The following is a 17,280-nucleotide window of genomic DNA, read 5'->3' on the forward strand; positions in this document are numbered from 1 at the left end:
CGTGTAACGGTCTTCCGTCCGGAATTGCCAGGAAAACAAATGGTTATATCGTCCCTGTGCTGTCGGTGCAGCTGCGCTTTCCGAACGCTTCCGAGGCAAGCGCCCGCAGCTTCGGAAAGATCTGCTTTCCGCCAGCGATCACTCGCGCTCCTTCGCCTAGAACTGTCCTGGGGTCAGGCTTGAGGATGGTGCCGCCGGCCTCTTCGACCAACATCATGCCGGCCAAGCAATCCCAGGCGTTCATGTGCTCCTCGACATAGCCAAGCAACCGGCCCGAGGCCACATAGGCAAGCATCAGGGCGCCGGAGGCGTTGCGGAAGAAGACGCCTCCCTCGGCCAGGATCTTCTTGATCAGCACGGCGATATTCTCGGCCTCGGCCCGGTTCGAGAAGCCGGTCCCCACCGACCCTTCTTCCAGGCTGGTCGCCGTGCTGGTCTTGATCGGTCTGCCGTTGACGAAGGCGCCGCCGCCGAGCCTTCCGTGGAAGGTCTCGCCGGTCGACGGCTCGTGGATGACGCCGACGACCGTCTCCCCGTCCCTGGCACAAGCGATCACCACGCACCAGGCCGGAATGCCGCGCACGAAATTGGCGGTGCCGTCGATGGGATCGATCACCCAGACATGACCGGTCGAGCCGGCGACCGAGGCATGCTCCTCGCCGACGATGCCGTCTTGCGGGTAGTCAGCGGCGATTGCCGCGCGGACGAACAGCTCGACCTCGCGGTCGGCTTGCGAGACCAGGTCCTGATGGCCCTTGCTCTCGATGGTCAGGCTTTCCAGGTCGCGAAAATATTTGAGCCCGAGTTCACCGGCGCGCCGCGCCAGTTCGATGGCAAACTGCTCGCGTGCTTCATGGTCGTTTTTCAAGGGAAGTTTCCGATCCGTGGAGGGAAATCCGCCCATAGCAAAACGGCGGTGCCTACAACAGTACCTGATGGAAGATCAGGCCGCCCGCGACAGCGATTCATGAGCCTCGGCCAGGATCTCAAACGACCGCACGCGGGCGGCATGATCCGATATCTGCGCGGTGACCATCAGCTCGTCGGCGCCGGTGCGCCGCACGAAGGCGTCGATGCCCTGGCGAACCGTTTCGGGAGAGCCGACCACGGCGCAGGACAAAGCCTGGTCGAGCATGCTCTTGGCCATCGGATCGAGATCGCGGTCGTAATTCTCGACCGGCGGCGGCAATCTGCCGGGCCGGCCGGTGCGCAGATTGACGAAGGCCTGCTGCAGCGAGGTAAACAGCAATCGCGCCTCGGCATCGGTGGGCGCGGCAAAGACGTTGAGACCGAGCATGACATGCGGCTTGTCGAGCTGTTCGGAAGGCTGGAAGCGCGAGCGGTAGATATCGAGCGCATGATCGAGTTCCGCCGGAGCGAAATGCGAGGCGAAGGCATAGGGCAGGCCGAGCATTGCGGCGAGCTGTGCGCCATAGAGGCTGGAGCCGAGGATCCAGATCGGCACGGTCTGGCCCTCGCCCGGCACGGCGCGCAGGCGCTGACCTTCCTCGGCCGGCAGGAAATAGCCCATCAGCTCGACGACATCCTGCGGGAAATTGTCAACACCGGCCTCGAGGTTGCGACGCAAGGCGCGCGCGGTGTTCATGTCGGTGCCGGGCGCCCGGCCGAGCCCGAGATCGATGCGGCCGGGAAACAAGGCGGCCAGCGTGCCGAACTGCTCGGCAATCATCAGCGGCGCATGATTGGGCAGCATGATGCCGCCGGCGCCGACGCGAATGGTCCTGGTGCCGCCGGCGACATGGGCGATGACCACCGCGGTGGCGGCACTCGCGATGCCCGGCATGTTGTGGTGCTCGGCCAGCCAATAGCGCTTGTAGCCCAGCCGCTCGGCATGGCGGGCGAGATCGAGCGAATTGGCCAGCGACTGCGAGGCATCGCTGCCTTCGACGATCGGCGACAGGTCGAGAACGGACAGTTCGGTCATGCGTTGGTCTCCACGATTTTCTTTTCACGCACCTTGGACTCGAAGGCCACGCGGTCGGGAATGACGATGCCGAGCTGGTCTTGCAGCGTGTCGGCGAGTGCGGCGGCGGTGGCTATGTCGGTCTGCTCGGTGCGGCCGTCAATGTGGTGGATCGAGAGACGGTTGCCGCACAGCGCGTAACGCCGGTCCGGCGCGGCGCGTGCCGCAACGACGGAGGCGAGGAAATGCGATGCCGGGCTGGTCGACAGGAAGTAGTTGGCAACGGAATAGTCGACCTCGTATTGCGGCTGCAGATCGAAGCGGTAAAGCGAGCGCCAGTCGCCGCCGATGGCGGCCTGCAGGCGGAAATGATCGTCTCTTTCGACGATGCGGAAGGTCTCGTGCGGCGTCGTCTGTTCGAGCCCCGGTTCGAGCAGCAGCGGTGCCGTCAGGGTCAGGCCGCCAAATCCGACATCGGCGATATAGATCCGGCCATCAAGCTCGACGCGCAGCAACATGTGGCTGCGCGCGGTGATGGCGTCGTCAGGCTGGCCCCAGAGCACGCGCGCGGCAAGGCCGCCGACCTGGAAGCCAAGCGCCTTCAGCGCCTGCATGAAGAGGAAATTGTGCTCGAAGCAATAGCCGCCGCGCCCATCACGCACGATCTTGTCCTGCAGCGCGGCCAGGTCGAGCCGGACCGGGCGGCCGAGGAACGGATCGATGTTCTCGAACGGGATAGCCTGCGGGTGGAGGAAATGAAGCGTCTTCAGCGTGTCCGGCGAAGCGTCCCTGGAACCGGCATGGCCGATGCGAGCGAAATAGGCGTCGAGGTCGAAAGGAGCATCGCTCATCGGGAAGGCACCAGCCATTGTCCGGCCGGATATAGGCATTCGGTCCGGGCGCCGCAAACACGGCCTGCCGGTCAGGCAGTGGCCTTGCCGTTCTCTTCGGCGGGTTCGTCCTCGACCACGGCGGTGTGCTGCGCGCCGAGAAAATTGCCGACATGGCTGAGCCCGTCGAAATGATCGCAAAACACCTTGACGACAACCAGCAGCGGCACCGCCATCAGGGCGCCTACGAAGCCCCATAGCCACGACCAGAAGGCAATGGCGATGAGGATCGCCACGGCGTTGATCTCCAGACGCCGGCCGACCACCGTCGGCGTCACGAACTGGCCTTCGATGATGTCGCACAACAGCACGAAGGCCGGCGCCAAGAGCGCGTAGGAAATGGTGTCGAAGCTGATCAGCGCGATCACGGAGACCAGCACGATGGTAAGCAGCGCGCCGACATAGGGCAGGAAGTTGAGCAGCGCGGCGGCCACGCCCCATACCAGCGGGTTGGGCATGCCGAAACCCCACAGGCCGAGGCCGATGACGGTGCCGAGCCCGGCATTGATGGCGGTTACGGTGAGCAGATAGTGCGAGATTTCGCGCTCGACATCGTAGACGACGCGCAGCGCGCGCTTCTTTTCGCTGAGGCTGGCAAAGGACTGGATGATCTTCTCGTAGAACATCGTGCCCGAGGCGAGCAGGAACAGCGACAGCACGAAGATGATGGTCAGGCTTGTTGCCGCCGACAGGATATTGCTGGCGGCTGTCGACAGAATGCCGGACTGGGCGACCGCCACTTTCTGTACGCCGGGCTCCTGCGAGGTCTCGGTCAGCTGTTCGAGCTGATGCGATATCTGCATGACCTTTTCGAATGGGCGGCGCAGTTGCGCCAGCCGTTCGGTAAGTTGCTGGCCGATCGACGAGGTGTTGTTGATGAGGTCGATGACCGGGCCTGAGAGCAGGTAGCCGGCGCTGGCGAAGACACAGATCGACAGCAGCACCAGAAGGGTCGCCGAGATCACTTCGGGGATGCCGTGCTTGCGCAGCAGCCGGACGATCGGCGTCAATGTCAGCGCCAGCAGGAAAGCCAGAATGACCGGCATGAAGAAGGCGCGGGCGAAGTAAAGCGCGTAGATGGCCATGAACAGAAAGATGCCGACGAGCAGCGAACGCATCAGGCGCGTATCCGCGCGTGCCCCGACGCGCGGATCCTGATCGTCGGCAGCGTCTGCGACCAAGGCGGCGGGTTCGGCTTTCATGGTCACCCCTTGAGCCGCCCGCCCCTCCGCGATCGGCGATTGCCTGCAGGAAACGCGAAGTTCCGGCTGTGGGTTCCATGAGCCGGCTTTGAGAACGGGGCCTGGTTGGATGCAGCGGACGGGCTGACGGATGAGCCGCCCGCCACTAAGAGCGGTTCATCGTTTCACGGAAACGCCGAACCGCTCCACCTCTTTGCCTCTTTGTTTTGCGCGATTGCGGACGGAAACCGTTTCACGCTTTCCTGCAATTGCTTCAGGCGGCGGGCGTTGCCACCGCCGGCGCGGATTTGGCGGTCTCCCTGCGCACGATCGGCGCCACTTTCGTGCCGTAAAGCTCGATCGCCTTCATGATCTTGGCATGCGGCATGGTGCCGATCGCCATCTGCAGCAGGAAGCGGTCATTGTTGAAGATCCTGTGCTGGGCGACGATCTTTTCGGCGACCTGCTCGGGGCTGCCGACGAACAGCGCGCCGCTGGGACCGCGCGACTGGTCGAAATGCGCCCGCGATGTCGGGCCCCAGCCGCGCTCGCGGCCGATGCGGTTCATCACTTCGGCTTGCGGCCCGTAGAAATCGTCGGCCGCCTGTTCGGTCGTCTCGGCGATGAAGCCATGCACGTTGATACTGGTGGCGAGATCAGCCGGATCATTGTCGGCGCGCCTGGCCGCCTCGCGGTAGAGGTCGAACAGCGGCGCGAACCGCGCCGGCTCGCCGCCGATGATGGCGAGTGCCAGCGGCAGGCCGAGCGCGCCGGCGCGGGCGGCGGATTGCGGCGTGCCGCCAATGGCGATCCAGACCGGCAGCCTGTCCTGGAACGGCCGGGGATAGACGCCGCGATCGTTGATTGGTGCACGCAGATTGCCTGACCAGGTAATCTTCACCTGGTCCCGGATGGCGAGCAGCAGATCGAGCTTTTCGGCGAACAGCTCGTCATAGTCCTCGAGATTGTAGCCGAACAGCGGAAAGGATTCGATGAACGAACCGCGCCCGGCCATGATCTCGGCACGCCCGCCCGACAGAAGGTCGAGCGTGGCAAACTGCTGGAAGACGCGCACCGGATCGTCCGAGGAGAGCACGGTGACCGCGCTGGTCAGCTTGATGCGTTTCGAGCGCTCGGCGGCCGCCGCCAGTGCCACGACCGGGGCCGAGGCCGCATAGTCGGGTCGGTGATGTTCGCCCAGGCCGAAGACGTCGAGACCGACCTGGTCGGCCAGCTCGACCTCCTCGATCAGGTTGCGCAAGCGCTCATGCGGGCCGATGGCGCCGGGGCCGGGCTGCGGGCTGACGTCGGCAAAGGTGTAGAGACCGAGTTCCATTTGGTGTCATCCTGACGTTGGGTTTCGGCGCTAGACGTAGCGAGCGACCGGCCTCGCCGCCAGAGGCGCGGACGGTGAACAGTGCATGTCGATTTGGGTGGGGAAAGGCGTCTCCCGCGCGCAACAGCGCAGAATTTCATGGCTGGCATACCGTTTTGGCGCTTGAACTCTCGGTATTCGCGCGTATGTAAGCCTCGCGAATTGACTTCAGGGAAGTGGACTTGGCTATCTACAGGGAAAAAGACATTTTCGAGCGGCGCAATGCCGCGAACGAGGCAAAGAAGGCGCTCCTCGAGCGCTTCAAGTCAAAGCCGGCGGCAGACGATCCTGCGGTGGTGGCGCGACAGGCCGAACGCAAGGCAATCCTCCAGGCTCGTGAGATACGCGAAGCCGAGAAGGCAAGGCTGAAGCAGGAAAAGCTGGCACGCGAGGCGGTCGAGAAAGCCGAGCGCGAGGCAGCGGCTGAAGCAGCGCGCCTTGCGGCCGAAGAGGCAGCTCAGGCGGAAGCCAAAATTCGGGAAGCCGAAGAGACCGAGCGCATTGCACGCCTGCTCGCCGACGAGGCTGAACGCAAGGCCAAGCGCGACGCTCGCTATGCGGCGCGCAAGCAGCGTACCGGCAGGACGCCGCCGGGCTTTACTGGTCGCTGAGCTTCATTCGCCTCGACATATGATGAATAAGGGACGCGCTGAGGCGCGGCCCTTTTTGTATTTGTCCGCGTCTGTCGCTGCACCACGGTGATATCCGTCGATGTCAGGCGGTTCGCGCGGATTTGCGGCCGGCGGACGTCTTCAACTCGCGAATTTCAGCCCCATGATGCCGCAGACGATCAACGCGATGCAGGCGAGCCTGATCGTCGTGGCGGGCTCGCCGAGCAGCCAGATTCCGAGCAGCGCCGTGCCCACCGTGCCGATGCCGGTCCACACCGCATAGGCGGTGCCGACAGGAAGCGCCTTCAGTGCCAGGCCGAGCAAGGTGAGACTGACGATCATCGAGGCGACCGTGAGCACGGTCGGAGCCAGCCTGGTGAACCCATCAGTGTATTTGAGGCCGATTGCCCAGCCGATTTCGAACAGACCGGCGAAAAACAAAAAAGTCCAAGACATCGGCAACGCTCCATCCAGCGTCGGATCGGAAATAAATCCGACCTCAAATCAACAATGGCGGATCGTCCCGACCTAGTTTTTTCGGAGAAGCGCGGGGCCGTCCCGCGCCAGGGATTTAGGTTATCCAAACGCGCGATCAACACCTGCCCGGCGGCACTGTCGAATACCGCCGGTGAGGTCCGCTCGCGCCGGATTTGCCGAGGCCTACTTCTCCTTGATGCGCATCGCCTTGACCGGCGGCGCCTTCAGGACGGGAGCGGGCGCCGGCTTCTTGGCATCCTTCTTCGGCTTGCGGGCTTCCTTGCCTGCCTTCATCGCACCTTTAGCCATGATTCGTTCCTCCGATTGCGGGATGCGAAGTGAAACAAGAGAAACGCCTGACTGCAAGAGGCCAGCGCCTGTCGCCACCGCCGGTCGGTCGCTTTCAACCGATTTCTAATTTGCTCGTAAACCATGGCGGTCCGTGTCATGGTCGTCACCGCACTGCAGCATCGATCGGCGCTTCCGCCGGGAGATCGTCAGGCAGGCGGGTCAAGGCGACAATGCGGATCCACATCGGCTGCGAGATGAGCTTCGACTTTCCGCAGGAAACACCGCTCATCGCGATGCTCAATGTCCATTATTCGCGCGCCTCGGATCTCGAACGGCCGGATTTCCTGATTTCCAACCCACCAGTGCCTATCGAGAGCTATCGCGACAGTTTCGGCAACTGGTGCAACCGGTTCGTCGCGCCGCCCGGGCGTTTCACTTTCGGTACGGATGCGGTGATCCGCGACCCCGGCACATTTGAGATGGGCGAGCCGGAGGCCTGGCAACATGAGGTGCGCGATCTGCCGGCGGAAACGCTGCTGTTCCTGCTGCCCAGCCGGTTTTGCGAGAGCGACCTTCTGGCTGATGAGGCCTGGCGGCTGTTCGGCCATACGCCATCAGGCATTCCGCGCGTGCAGGCGGTGTGCGATTTCGTCCACAACCACATCGTCTTCAACTATGGCAACGCGCGGCCGACGCGCACCGCCGCCGAAGCCTATCGCGAGCAGAGCGGCGTGTGCCGCGACTTCGCGCATCTCGCCGTCACCTTCTGCCGGGCACTCAATATCCCCACGCGCTACTGCACCGGCTATATCAGCGACATCGGCATGCCGAAGCCATGGGCGAGCATGGATTTCTGTGCCTGGATGGAAGTCTATCTCGGCGGCCGCTGGCACGCTTTCGATCCGCGCAACAACGCGCCGCGCATCGGCCGCATCCTGATCGCCTCAGGGCGCGACGCGGCGGATGTGCCGCTGACGCATATTTTCGGACCAGGGACACTCGCCGGCTTCAAGGTATGGACCGACGAGATCAAGGAATAGCTGCGTTCCCGCCCGCAAATCCTCGAGGATTTTGAACGACCCGACGATTGGCGCGTTGTGCTTCACATTTTTCCGGGAATTGCTCCAGGTGCCTTGAAGGGACAACATTGCATGGCCGGGCACGGCGGCTCCAAAACGGTCATCTATGCGGCGCTCGCCGGCAATCTGGCCATCGCGGTGACCAAATTCGCCGCCGCCTTCTCCACCGGCAGCTCGGCTATGCTGTCCGAAGGCGTGCATTCGCTGGTCGATACCGGCAATGGCAGCCTGCTTCTTTACGGCATGCACCGGGCGGCGCGACCGGCGGACCGCTCGCATCCGCTCGGCCATGGCCGCGAACTCTATTTCTGGAGCTTCATCGTCGCTCTTCTGGTCTTCGCGCTCGGCGCCGGCGTGTCGTTCTACGAGGGCATCGTCCACATCATGGCACCGGAGCCTGTCGCCAACATCAAGGTGAACTATATCGTCCTCGGCTTGTCCTTCCTGTTCGAAGGCAGCTCCTGGCTGGTGGCGCTGAAGGAATTCCGCCAGCAGAAGGGCAGAGAGGGCTGGCTGCAAGCGGTGCGATCGAGCAAGGACCCGAGCGTCTATACCGTGCTGTTCGAGGACAGTGCGGCTCTTCTTGGCCTGACCGTCGCCTTCGCCGGCATCCTGGCGGCGGAGCTGCTGGCGATGCCGGAGCTCGACGGTGCCGCCTCGATCGGCATCGCCCTCATCCTCGGCGCGACGGCGATCTTCCTGGCCCGTGAAAGCAAGGGCCTGCTCATTGGCGAGCCGGCTTCACCCGAGGTGCAGAAAAAAGTGCTGGCGATCGCGCAGCAGGATCCGGCGGTGCGGCGGGCGAACGGCGTCCTGACCGTCCACATGGGACCGGAAGAGATCGTTGCCGGCCTGAGCATCGAATTCGAGGACCGCCTGGCGGCGCCGGAGATCGAAGCCTGTGTCGAGCGCATCGAAGCGCAGCTGAAGAAGGAGATGCCTGAGATCACGCGGCTGTTCGTCAAGCCGCAAACGTCAGGCACCTGGGAGCAGCGCCACAAGCTGATCGAATCCGCGTCCGACTAGAGCCGGATGATTTCAGGTCGAATCGACCTGAAATCTGAATCCGCCTCTAAATCAAAGAGATAGAGCATGATGTCGTCCGAAAACCGCTTCGCACTTTTCGGCATCATGCTCTAGCCTCCGGACCAGAACTGCACCATTGCCCCGTCGCCTTGCCTCGCTAAGATCAATGGACGTTTTTTTTTAGGAGCGACGATGAAGATCGACGGCGGATGCCATTGCGGCGCCATCACCTACGAAGCGGAGGTCGATCCGGAAAAGACCTCGATCTGCCACTGCACGGACTGCCAGCAACTGACCGGAACGGCCTTTCGCGTCTCGGTGCGGGTGCCGGAGGAGAACTACCGCATCACCAGCGGCACACCAAAGGTCTACGTCAAGACCGGATCCAGCGGCGCCAAGCGCGCCCAAGGCTTTTGCGGCGAATGCGGCTCGCATCTCTATGCGACATCCGTTGGTGACGGACCGAAGGTCTATGGCATCCGGACCGGCACGGCGCGTCAGCGCGATGAACTGGTTCCGCGGACGCAATATTGGCACCGTTCGGCCCTGCACTGGCTTCCGGAATTCGAGGGCACCACGATCATCGAGGAGCAGTAGCGCCGGTCTTTCGGTCGAAAGCCGCCTGCGACAGACAATTATGTGCTAGCCTCGCTCGCCTTCAACGGGTGGGTGATAGCGATGTTGGAAACGGACAAGTTGTTTGCCGGCTCGATCCCGGAAAACTACGATCGCTATATGGTGCCGTTGATTTTCGAGCCGTTCGCCGTGGATCTTGCACAACGAGCAGCATCCTTTTCGCCCGGCGCCGTCCTGGAAGTCGCAGCGGGCACCGGGGTGGTCACCCGCGCCTTGGCGCCAAGACTGTCCCCTGGCGCCAGCTATGTGGTGACCGACCTCAACCAGCCGATGCTCGACTACGCCGCTTCGCGACAGGCTCCGGACAGCCGCATCCAATGGCGCCAGGCTGACGCTCTGGCGCTGCCGTTTGAAAATGCGGCCTTCGATCTGGTTTGTTGCCAGTTCGGCGCGATGTTCTTTCCGAACCGCCCATCCGCCTACCGCGAAGCAAAGCGGGTGCTGAAGCCTGGCGGACATTTTCTGTTCAACGTATGGGATCGCATCGAGGAGAACGTGTTCGCGGACGACGTGACCAATGCCCTGGCAAGGATTTTTCCGAACGATCCGCCGCGCTTCCTGGCCCGCACGCCGCACGGCTACCACGATACGGCATTGATCCGCAGCGAGCTGGAAGAGGCAGGTTTCTCCCGTGTGACAATCGAGACGAGAGCCGAACAAAGCCGCGCCTCCTCGCCGCGCATCCCGGCCGTGGCCTATTGCCAGGGAACTGTCCTTCGCACCGAAATCGAGGCCCGGGACCCGGGGAAACTCGACGCTGCAACGGATTATGCCACATCCGCGATTGCGGAAAGACATGGCAGCGGCGAAGTGGCCGCCAAAATTCAGGCACATGTCATCGTGGCTGAGTCGTAAAGCGCATCGCGTCGAAACGGGTTCAGTCGTCGCCTTCGACGACCCGCAGCCTGAGCTGCCCGGTCTTTGAATCGGCAGTGCGAGGGCCGGGATCGAGTTTCGCGGCCGGTACCCGTGACGGCGTCTCCGGGCCGGCATCGCCGTCGGCCTGTGCACCGAACTCCAGCGCCTCGATCTTCTGGCCGCGCTTGGTCACCTTCGATGTCGAGACAAGGATATCGTCGATGTCCTTGGCCGACTGGCCGAAATGGACCTGCAGCTTGCGCACCCGCTCATCGACCCGCGCGACATCCTCCATCAGCCGGATCACTTCGCCCTGGATCAGATGCGCCTGTTCGCGCATGCGGGCATCCTTGAGGATCGCCTGGATGACCTGGATCGACAGCATCAGCAGCGACGGCGAAACGATGACAACCCGGACGCGGTGCGCCTTGTGGACGACCGCCTCGAAATTCTCGTGGATCTCGGCGAACACCGATTCCGACGGCACGAACATGAAGGCGGTGTCCTGCGTCTCGCCCTGGATCAGGTATTTTTCCGAGATATCGCGGACATGGACCTCGATGTCGCGGCGGAAGGCCTGGGCCGCGACCTTCTGCAGGTCGGCGCCATCGGCGGCACGGATGGCGTTCCAGGCTTCCAGCGGAAACTTGGCATCGATGGCGAGCGACGGCGCGCCGTTCGGCATCTTGACCAGGCAATCGGGCCGGCTGCCGTTCGACAGCGTCGCCTGGAATTCATAGGCCCCATGCGGCAGGCCGTCGGCGACGATCGCCTCCATGCGCGACTGGCCGAAGGCGCCGCGCGTCTGCTTGTTGGAGAGGATCGCCTGCAGCTGCACGACCTGGCCGGCAAGCGACTGGATGTTGCCTTGCGCGGTATCGATGACCGCCAGCCGCTCCTGCAGTTTGGCCAGGCTCTCATGCGTGGACCTGGTCTGCTCGGTCATGGTCTGGCCGATGCGTCCGGTCATGGCGTCGAGCCGCTGGCCGATCGACTGCGTCAGCTCCGCCTGGCGCGCGCCGAACACCTCGGCGATAGCGCCCATGCGGCCCTGCATCTCGGCCTGGCTCTGCAATATGCCGGCCATCCGGGCCTCGGCGTCGCGGGCATGGTCGGCGGCTTCCGCGGCGGCGACCGCGCGCGCCTTGGCCGACCGCCACAGCGCGATGACCAGCGCTACGAACAGGCCGAAAAACAGCAGCGCGCCGAAAGCCAGCGCAAGGCCGAGGGTGATCGTGGTGGCGCCAAGCCGCGCGACGGGTTCCGAAAGGATGGTGCTCAGATCATTCATGTGGACAGCATAGCCGATTCGGCCTGATGGCACAGATCAAAACGGGAACGAGGCTCAGGCGCACCGGTTGACGCCATTCCTGCGAGGTCTTAGGTGGAACGCCATGTCGATCAAGCCGCTCATCATCCTTCCCGATCCCATCCTGCGCCAGGTTTCCAGCCCGGTGGAACGCGTCGACGCGCCTTTGCGCAAGCTGGCCGACGACATGCTGGCGACCATGTATGACGCGCCCGGCATCGGGCTGGCGGCAATCCAGGTCGGCGAGCCTCTGCGCATGCTGGTGATCGACCTCGCCAAGGAAGACGAAACGCCGGCGCCGCATGTCTTCATCAACCCGGAAATCCTGGAAAGCGCCGATGCGCGCTCGGTCTACGAGGAAGGCTGCCTGTCTATCCCCGACTACTACGCCGAGGTCGAACGTCCAGCCAGCGTGCGCGTGAAATATCTCGATCGCGACGGCAAGCTGCAGGAGATGGAGGCCGAGGGGCTGATGGCGACCTGCCTGCAGCACGAGATCGACCATCTCAACGGCGTGCTGTTCATCGACCACATCTCGAAGCTGAAGCGCGACATGGTGGTGAAGAAATTCAAGAAGCTCGCCAAGGACAAGGCGCCGGGCAAGCTGGTGGGATAGTCGTCACTCGAGCCGCCCGCGGCTTTGTCCTTTTCTCCCGACCACCGAATAGCGTTGAGCCTCGGTTCGAATTCTGATATCAATGATATCGATTTGGAGATTCCCATGGGCGACATGCTCATCCGAGACATTCCCGAGCCCTTGAAACGCGAAATCGAACAGGCAGCGCGCAAGGGCGGCCAGAGCCTGTCGGGCAAGGCGATCGATCTTTTGCGCAAAGGCATGGTCGCGGAAAAAGAAGCCAAACCGGAACCAGGACTTTCCGCATGGGACGCGATCCGCTCAGCATTCGTCGCTGAAAACGCCATTGGCGATGAATTTTCCGAGATCATGAACGAGATCGAAGCGGACAGGAAACGCGACTTCGGTCATCCGGTTGAGGATTTCGAGTGATCGTCCTCGATACCAATGTTGTTTCAGAAGCCAGCAAACCCGTGCCCGACTCGAATGTCTCGGCCTGGTTCCGCAAACAGGATCTTCTCGCGCTCTATATGTGCGGGCCGGTCATCATGGAGCAGTCTTTCGGTGCGGAACGGTTTTTGAACAAGACGGGATCAGACTGTTATGTTCGCGTGCTCGATCAGCTGATTTCGCAGCAGTTCGCCGGTCGCGTCGTGGAATTTTCCGGTTCGATCGCTCGGCTTGCCGGCAAGATGCGTGCAGCACGCGAAAGAATCGGGCGCCCCCTCAGTCTTTCCGACGCCATGATCGCAGCGATCTGCCTCGCCCATGATGCGACGCTTGCGACACGCAATGACCGCGACTTCGACAGTCTTGACCTGAAGCTCGTAAACCCGTTTGAAGCGGAAGCGTGAGCCGGCTCACGGCGGGCAAGCAGAACTGGATATCGGAAAATGCCCCTACGCGTCATCTTCATGGGCACGCCGGAGTTTTCGGTGCCGACGCTGCGCGCGATTGCCGCGGCCGGACATGAGATTGCAGCCGTCTACACGCAGCCGCCGCGCGCCGCGGGCCGGCGCGGGCTGGAGCTGACGCCATCGCCGGTGCAGCGCGAGGCCGAGCGGCTGGGCATCGAGGTGCGCACGCCGGCATCCCTCAAGAGCGAAGCCGAGCAGGCCGCTTTGCGTGGCCTGCAAGCCGATGTCGCCGTCGTCGTCGCCTATGGATTGCTGCTGCCTAAGGCGGTCCTCGACGCGCCCAAGCTTGGCTGCATCAACGGCCATGCATCGCTTTTGCCGCGCTGGCGCGGCGCTGCCCCCATCCAGCGTGCCATCATGGCTGGAGACCTGGAAAGCGGCATGATGGTGATGCGCATGGAGGAGGGCTTGGACACCGGACCGGTGGGATTGGTTGAAAAATGCGCCATCGAGCCCGATATGACAGCCGGCGATCTGCATGATCGGTTGATGAGCATTGGCGCCGCGCTGATGGTGGAAGTGCTGGCGCGGCTGGAAGAGAATACCCTGACATTTGCCGCACAAGCGGTCGACGGGGTGACTTACGCCAGAAAAATCGATAAATCCGAGACGCGCATGGACTGGACACGGCCAGCGGCCGAGGTCCACAACCACCTTCGTGGCCTGTCGCCCTTTCCCGGCGCCTGGTCCGAAATTGAAATTGGCGGCCGCATGGAACGGCTGAAACTGCTTCGTTCGACGCTTTCCGAAGGCTTGTCGCTTTCTGAAGATTTGGGCGAGTCGGGAGGAATTCTCGATGACCGGCTGACGGTCGCCTGCGGGACAGGCGCGGTCAGGCTGGTCGAAGTTCAACGTGCGGGCGGAAGGCCCGCTGCCGCGTCGGAATTCCTGCGCGGGGCCAAGATCGAAAAAGGAATGAAATTCTCATGAGCATGATGTCGATACGCGCGGCAACGCCGCGGGATCGCGAGGCCATTCGCCTCGTCGAGGAACACGCTTTCGGCCAGCAGGCGGAGGCCGGGCTGGTCGACGCGCTGGTCACCGGCGGCGACGCCGTCGTCGAACTTGTTGCGGAAGAAGATGGACAGGTGCTCGGCCATATCCTGTTTTCCCGGCTATTCGTCCAGGATGGCGGCAAGAGCTTTGCGGCCGTGGCGCTGGCGCCGCTGGCGGTGGAGCCTTCGTTCCATGGCAGCGGCATTGGCGGCGCGCTGATCCGCGAGGCGCATATCCGGCTCAGGGATGCCGGCGAGACGCTGGCCGTGGTGCTCGGCGATCCAGCCTATTACAGCCGCTTCGGCTACAGCCATGCGCGCGCCGAAAAGTTCGAGAGCGAGTATCAGAGCGAGGCCCTGCAGGCGCTGGCCTGGGGTGACGCCCCCGAGGCCGGCAGGCTGGTCTACGCCTCCGCCTTCACCGCTCTCGCCGCCTAGGCGAGAGCGTATAACCGCCCGGCATGCCGCGTTTTCGCCTCGATATCGAATATGACGGCAGTCTGTTTGCCGGCTGGCAGCACCAGGCCGATCAGCCTTCGGTGCAGCAGGCGATCGAGCAGGCGATCGAAAAATTCTGCGGCGAGGCGGTGCGGCTGCGCGCAGCCGGCCGCACCGATGCGGGCGTGCATGCGACCGCCCAGGTGGCGCATGTCGACCTCGCCAAGGCGTGGCCCGATGACAAGGTGCGCGATGCCGTCAACGCCCATCTGCAGGCGGCCGGCGCGCACGTTGTCATCCTGAAGGCGACAGTCGTCTCCGACGATTTCGACGCGCGCTTCTCGGCCACCGGCCGCCACTATCTCTATCGCATCCTCAACCGACGCGCGCCCTCGGCGCTGGAAAAGGGCAAGGTGTGGTGGGTGCCGAAGCGGCTTGATGCCGACGCCATGCACGAAGCGGCAAAAATCCTGCTCGGCCGGCATGACTTCACCACTTTCCGCTCGACGCAGTGCCAGGCCAACAGCCCGGTCAGGACTCTGGAACGGCTCGACGTGAGCAGACAGGGCGACATGATCGAGGTGCGGGCCTCGGCGCGCTCCTTCCTGCACAACCAGGTGCGCTCGATGGTCGGCTCACTCAAGCGCGTCGGCGACGGCAGCTGGAGCGTCGGCGACCTCAAGGCGGCACTCGAAGCGCGCGACCGCGCCGCCTGCGGCCAGGTGGCGCCGCCCGACGGGCTCTTTCTCATTGGCGTCGATTATCCGGATACCCTGACCATTCAGGGGTAGTCGGAAGGCTCTAACCAGGAGCGAGTCCGGAAAGGCTCTGAGCCCCGATATCGTCCGGCACGGAGATACCAAGCAGCACCTGCAGCCCGAACAGCACCAGCAGCGACGCGATGAACATGCCGACGAAAACGGCGGTGCCTACCGCCGCCCCCCTGCCGATCGTCGCATTGGTCATGCGCCAGGTCAGCACCATGGACAGGGAAAACAGCAGCAGCGACACGAGGCTCGAGACCTGGCTTGCCGAGGACAGGAAAAGCCTGATCAGCGCCGAGGGCAGCATCAGCCAGGCGGTGATCGCCGAGGCCCAGTTGCTGGCCACGACATAGTGGACGAAACGCCCGCCAATGCCGGCGCGCGGCGCGACCAGAGCGAGCGCGACCAGCGGTAGCACCCAGGAACCGATATCGACCGTCGCCAGCCGCAGCAGCATAACGAAGCGGCCGGCAAAGGCATCGGGATCGCCGATCTCGTTGGCGATGCCAACCCAGCCGACAATCAGTGCAGGCGCTGCCACGACAATGGCGAAAAAGGAATTCCAGAACCCATCGGCCGACAGGTCGAGCAGGCGCAGGCCGTCGACCTTGCCGAGCATCAGCCGCCAGGCGCCGGTCAGCGAAGCTTGGGTCTCGTCCGCTGAAAGCATGCTCAGCCCTGCCCGAACCAGTCTTGGATGAAGCGCTGGTAGATTTGTGTCAGGGTTTCGAGATCGGCAATGGCGACGCGCTCGTCAACCATGTGCATGGTCTTGCCGACCAGTCCGAACTCGACCACCGGGCAGTAATCCTTGATGAAGCGTGCATCCGATGTGCCGCCGGAGGTGGACAGCGCCGGCTTTCTGCCGACCACCGCCTTGACCGAGCCGGTCAGCGTTTCGATCAGCCTGTCGTCGCGGGTCAGGAAGACATGGCTTGGCCCGTCGCGCCAGACAAGGTCGTAGTCGACCGGCGTTGTCTTGCCCGGCCGGTACTTCTTGCGCTTGGCCGCCTGGTCGAGCCGGTTGTGGATCTCAGCCTGCACGGTCTCGGCCGTCCATGTGTCGTTGAAGCGGATGTTGAAGGTCGCGGTCGCTTTGGCCGGAATGACATTGGTGGCCGGATTGCCGACATCGATTGAGGTCACCTCCAGATTGGTCGGCTGGAAATCCTTGGTCCCCTTGTCGAAGACGGGATGCAGCAGGGCATCGACCAGGCTCATCAGGCCCCGCACCGGATTGTCGGCAAGCTGCGGATAGGCGGCGTGGCCCTGGCGGCCATTGACGGTGACGGCACCCGACAGCGAGCCGCGCCGGCCGATCTTGATCATGTCGCCGAGCGCATCCGGGTTGGTCGGCTCGCCGACTATCGAGGCATCCCATTTCTCGCCCCTGGAAGCGGCCCATTCGAGCAGCTTGACCGTGCCATTGACGGCCGGCCCTTCCTCGTCGCCGGTGATCAGCAGCGAGACCGAGCCCTTGGGGCCGCCGTTGTTTTCGACGTGACGCGCCACGGCGGCGATGAAGCAGGCAATACCGCCCTTCATGTCGACCGCGCCACGGCCGTACATCTCGCCGCTGGCGATCTCCGCGCCGAAGGGTGGATGCGTCCAGGCGGCTTCGTCGCCAACCGGCACGACGTCGGTATGGCCGGCGAACATCAGATGCGGGCCGTTGCCGGACCGCCTTGCATAGAGGTTCTCGATATCGGGCGTACCGTCCTCGGAGAACACCGGCCGATCGACCAGGAAGCCGAGCGGTTTCAGCATCGTCTCCAGCGCGCTCAGCGCGCCGGCCTCGGCTGGCGTCACCGAGGGACAGCGAATGAGGGCGGCGAGGTTTGCGGCGGGGTCGGTCGGCAGCGTCATGGCAAAAGCGATAGTCGAAAGCGGAAGGCCTGTCACGGCCAGACATGGAGGCCAGCTCAATGGCCG

Annotated in this window: 21 protein-coding genes; 11 read left to right on the forward strand and 10 right to left on the reverse strand. The window is 63.5% G+C overall.

Annotated features, from left to right (window positions below):
• Nucleotides 1-43: 43 nt before the first annotated feature.
• The 5 genes from JT360_RS04110 to JT360_RS04130 all read right to left on the reverse strand — a co-directional run bounded on the left by JT360_RS04110 (nucleotide 44) and on the right by JT360_RS04130 (nucleotide 5,331).
• A complete protein-coding gene (locus JT360_RS04110; RefSeq protein ID WP_214470274.1) occupies nucleotides 44-868 on the reverse strand; it encodes an inositol monophosphatase family protein in 825 nt (274 codons plus the stop codon).
• A 75-nt stretch (nucleotides 869-943) separates the two neighbouring features.
• Nucleotides 944-1,945: an LLM class flavin-dependent oxidoreductase gene (locus tag JT360_RS04115; protein WP_214470275.1), complete on the reverse strand. Its 1,002-nt coding sequence runs from the start codon at nucleotides 1,943-1,945 to the stop codon at nucleotides 944-946.
• Nucleotides 1,942-2,775 carry an arylamine N-acetyltransferase family protein gene (locus JT360_RS04120; protein ID WP_214470276.1) on the reverse strand — a complete coding sequence of 278 codons (834 nt, stop codon included), beginning with the start codon at nucleotides 2,773-2,775 and terminating at the stop codon, nucleotides 1,942-1,944. Before JT360_RS04120 ends, JT360_RS04115 begins: the two co-directional genes overlap by 4 nt.
• A gap of 71 nt (nucleotides 2,776-2,846) precedes the next feature.
• Nucleotides 2,847-4,016, reverse strand: coding sequence for an AI-2E family transporter (locus JT360_RS04125; RefSeq protein ID WP_214470277.1), 1,170 nt, complete (start codon nucleotides 4,014-4,016; stop codon nucleotides 2,847-2,849).
• A gap of 253 nt (nucleotides 4,017-4,269) precedes the next feature.
• On the reverse strand, nucleotides 4,270-5,331 hold the full coding sequence (locus JT360_RS04130; protein ID WP_214470278.1) for an LLM class flavin-dependent oxidoreductase: 1,062 nt from the start codon (nucleotides 5,329-5,331) through the stop codon (nucleotides 4,270-4,272).
• Between the two features lie 221 nt (nucleotides 5,332-5,552).
• Here JT360_RS04130 and JT360_RS04135 point away from each other — a divergent pair, with 221 nt between their 5' ends.
• Nucleotides 5,553-5,981 (forward strand): DUF6481 family protein, encoded by a 429-nt coding sequence (locus JT360_RS04135; protein WP_214470279.1) that lies wholly within the window; start codon nucleotides 5,553-5,555, stop codon nucleotides 5,979-5,981.
• A gap of 141 nt (nucleotides 5,982-6,122) precedes the next feature.
• Here the strand turns inward: JT360_RS04135 and sugE are convergent, their stop codons facing one another.
• Together sugE and JT360_RS33950 are read right to left on the reverse strand one after the other, a co-directional pair.
• Nucleotides 6,123-6,437 (reverse strand): quaternary ammonium compound efflux SMR transporter SugE, encoded by a 315-nt coding sequence (sugE, locus tag JT360_RS04140; RefSeq protein ID WP_214470280.1) that lies wholly within the window; start codon nucleotides 6,435-6,437, stop codon nucleotides 6,123-6,125.
• A gap of 204 nt (nucleotides 6,438-6,641) precedes the next feature.
• A complete protein-coding gene (locus tag JT360_RS33950; protein ID WP_080643851.1) occupies nucleotides 6,642-6,767 on the reverse strand; it encodes a hypothetical protein in 126 nt (41 codons plus the stop codon).
• A gap of 212 nt (nucleotides 6,768-6,979) precedes the next feature.
• Between JT360_RS33950 and JT360_RS04145 the strand changes: the two genes are divergently transcribed.
• The 4 genes from JT360_RS04145 (at nucleotide 6,980) to JT360_RS04160 (ending at nucleotide 10,345) form a co-directional block, all read left to right on the forward strand.
• The gene (locus tag JT360_RS04145; RefSeq protein ID WP_214470281.1) at nucleotides 6,980-7,789 is read left to right on the forward strand and encodes a transglutaminase-like domain-containing protein; all 810 of its coding nucleotides are present in this window, start codon (nucleotides 6,980-6,982) and stop codon (nucleotides 7,787-7,789) included.
• A gap of 111 nt (nucleotides 7,790-7,900) precedes the next feature.
• The gene (locus JT360_RS04150; protein ID WP_214470282.1) at nucleotides 7,901-8,854 is read left to right on the forward strand and encodes a cation diffusion facilitator family transporter; all 954 of its coding nucleotides are present in this window, start codon (nucleotides 7,901-7,903) and stop codon (nucleotides 8,852-8,854) included.
• A 192-nt stretch (nucleotides 8,855-9,046) separates the two neighbouring features.
• Nucleotides 9,047-9,451 carry a GFA family protein gene (locus JT360_RS04155; protein WP_214470283.1) on the forward strand — a complete coding sequence of 135 codons (405 nt, stop codon included), beginning with the start codon at nucleotides 9,047-9,049 and terminating at the stop codon, nucleotides 9,449-9,451.
• A gap of 81 nt (nucleotides 9,452-9,532) precedes the next feature.
• Entirely contained in the window at nucleotides 9,533-10,345 is an 813-nt protein-coding gene (locus JT360_RS04160) for a class I SAM-dependent methyltransferase (protein ID WP_214470284.1), read from the forward strand.
• Between the two features lie 22 nt (nucleotides 10,346-10,367).
• Here JT360_RS04160 and JT360_RS04165 read toward each other — a convergent pair whose 3' ends face one another.
• Complete coding sequence (locus tag JT360_RS04165) at nucleotides 10,368-11,639, reverse strand: DNA recombination protein RmuC (RefSeq protein WP_214470285.1); 1,272 nt, start codon at nucleotides 11,637-11,639, stop codon at nucleotides 10,368-10,370.
• Between the two features lie 103 nt (nucleotides 11,640-11,742).
• Here JT360_RS04165 and def point away from each other — a divergent pair, with 103 nt between their 5' ends.
• The 6 genes from def (at nucleotide 11,743) to truA (ending at nucleotide 15,375) form a co-directional block, all read left to right on the forward strand.
• On the forward strand, nucleotides 11,743-12,273 hold the full coding sequence (gene def, locus JT360_RS04170; RefSeq protein WP_214470286.1) for a peptide deformylase: 531 nt from the start codon (nucleotides 11,743-11,745) through the stop codon (nucleotides 12,271-12,273).
• Between the two features lie 105 nt (nucleotides 12,274-12,378).
• Complete coding sequence (locus tag JT360_RS04175) at nucleotides 12,379-12,666, forward strand: plasmid stabilization protein (protein ID WP_214470287.1); 288 nt, start codon at nucleotides 12,379-12,381, stop codon at nucleotides 12,664-12,666.
• The gene (locus JT360_RS04180; RefSeq protein ID WP_214470288.1) at nucleotides 12,663-13,088 is read left to right on the forward strand and encodes a type II toxin-antitoxin system VapC family toxin; all 426 of its coding nucleotides are present in this window, start codon (nucleotides 12,663-12,665) and stop codon (nucleotides 13,086-13,088) included. Before JT360_RS04175 ends, JT360_RS04180 begins: the two co-directional genes overlap by 4 nt.
• Before the next feature lie 39 nt (nucleotides 13,089-13,127).
• Nucleotides 13,128-14,081, forward strand: coding sequence for a methionyl-tRNA formyltransferase (fmt, locus tag JT360_RS04185; protein WP_214470289.1), 954 nt, complete (start codon nucleotides 13,128-13,130; stop codon nucleotides 14,079-14,081).
• On the forward strand, nucleotides 14,078-14,584 hold the full coding sequence (locus JT360_RS04190; protein WP_214470290.1) for a GNAT family N-acetyltransferase: 507 nt from the start codon (nucleotides 14,078-14,080) through the stop codon (nucleotides 14,582-14,584). The genes fmt and JT360_RS04190 overlap by 4 nt, the downstream gene beginning before the upstream one ends.
• Nucleotides 14,585-14,607: 23 nt before the next feature.
• The gene (gene truA / locus JT360_RS04195) at nucleotides 14,608-15,375 is read left to right on the forward strand and encodes a tRNA pseudouridine(38-40) synthase TruA (RefSeq protein WP_214470291.1); all 768 of its coding nucleotides are present in this window, start codon (nucleotides 14,608-14,610) and stop codon (nucleotides 15,373-15,375) included.
• A 10-nt stretch (nucleotides 15,376-15,385) separates the two neighbouring features.
• Here truA and JT360_RS04200 read toward each other — a convergent pair whose 3' ends face one another.
• Complete coding sequence (locus tag JT360_RS04200; protein ID WP_214470292.1) at nucleotides 15,386-16,018, reverse strand: transporter; 633 nt, start codon at nucleotides 16,016-16,018, stop codon at nucleotides 15,386-15,388.
• A gap of 2 nt (nucleotides 16,019-16,020) precedes the next feature.
• Nucleotides 16,021-17,214: a succinyl-diaminopimelate desuccinylase gene (gene dapE, locus JT360_RS04205; protein WP_214470293.1), complete on the reverse strand. Its 1,194-nt coding sequence runs from the start codon at nucleotides 17,212-17,214 to the stop codon at nucleotides 16,021-16,023.
• Between the last annotated feature and the right edge of the window lie 66 nt (nucleotides 17,215-17,280).

This window comes from Mesorhizobium sp. dw_380 (assembly GCF_018588885.1).
Classification (GTDB): Bacteria; Pseudomonadota; Alphaproteobacteria; order Rhizobiales; family Rhizobiaceae; genus Mesorhizobium.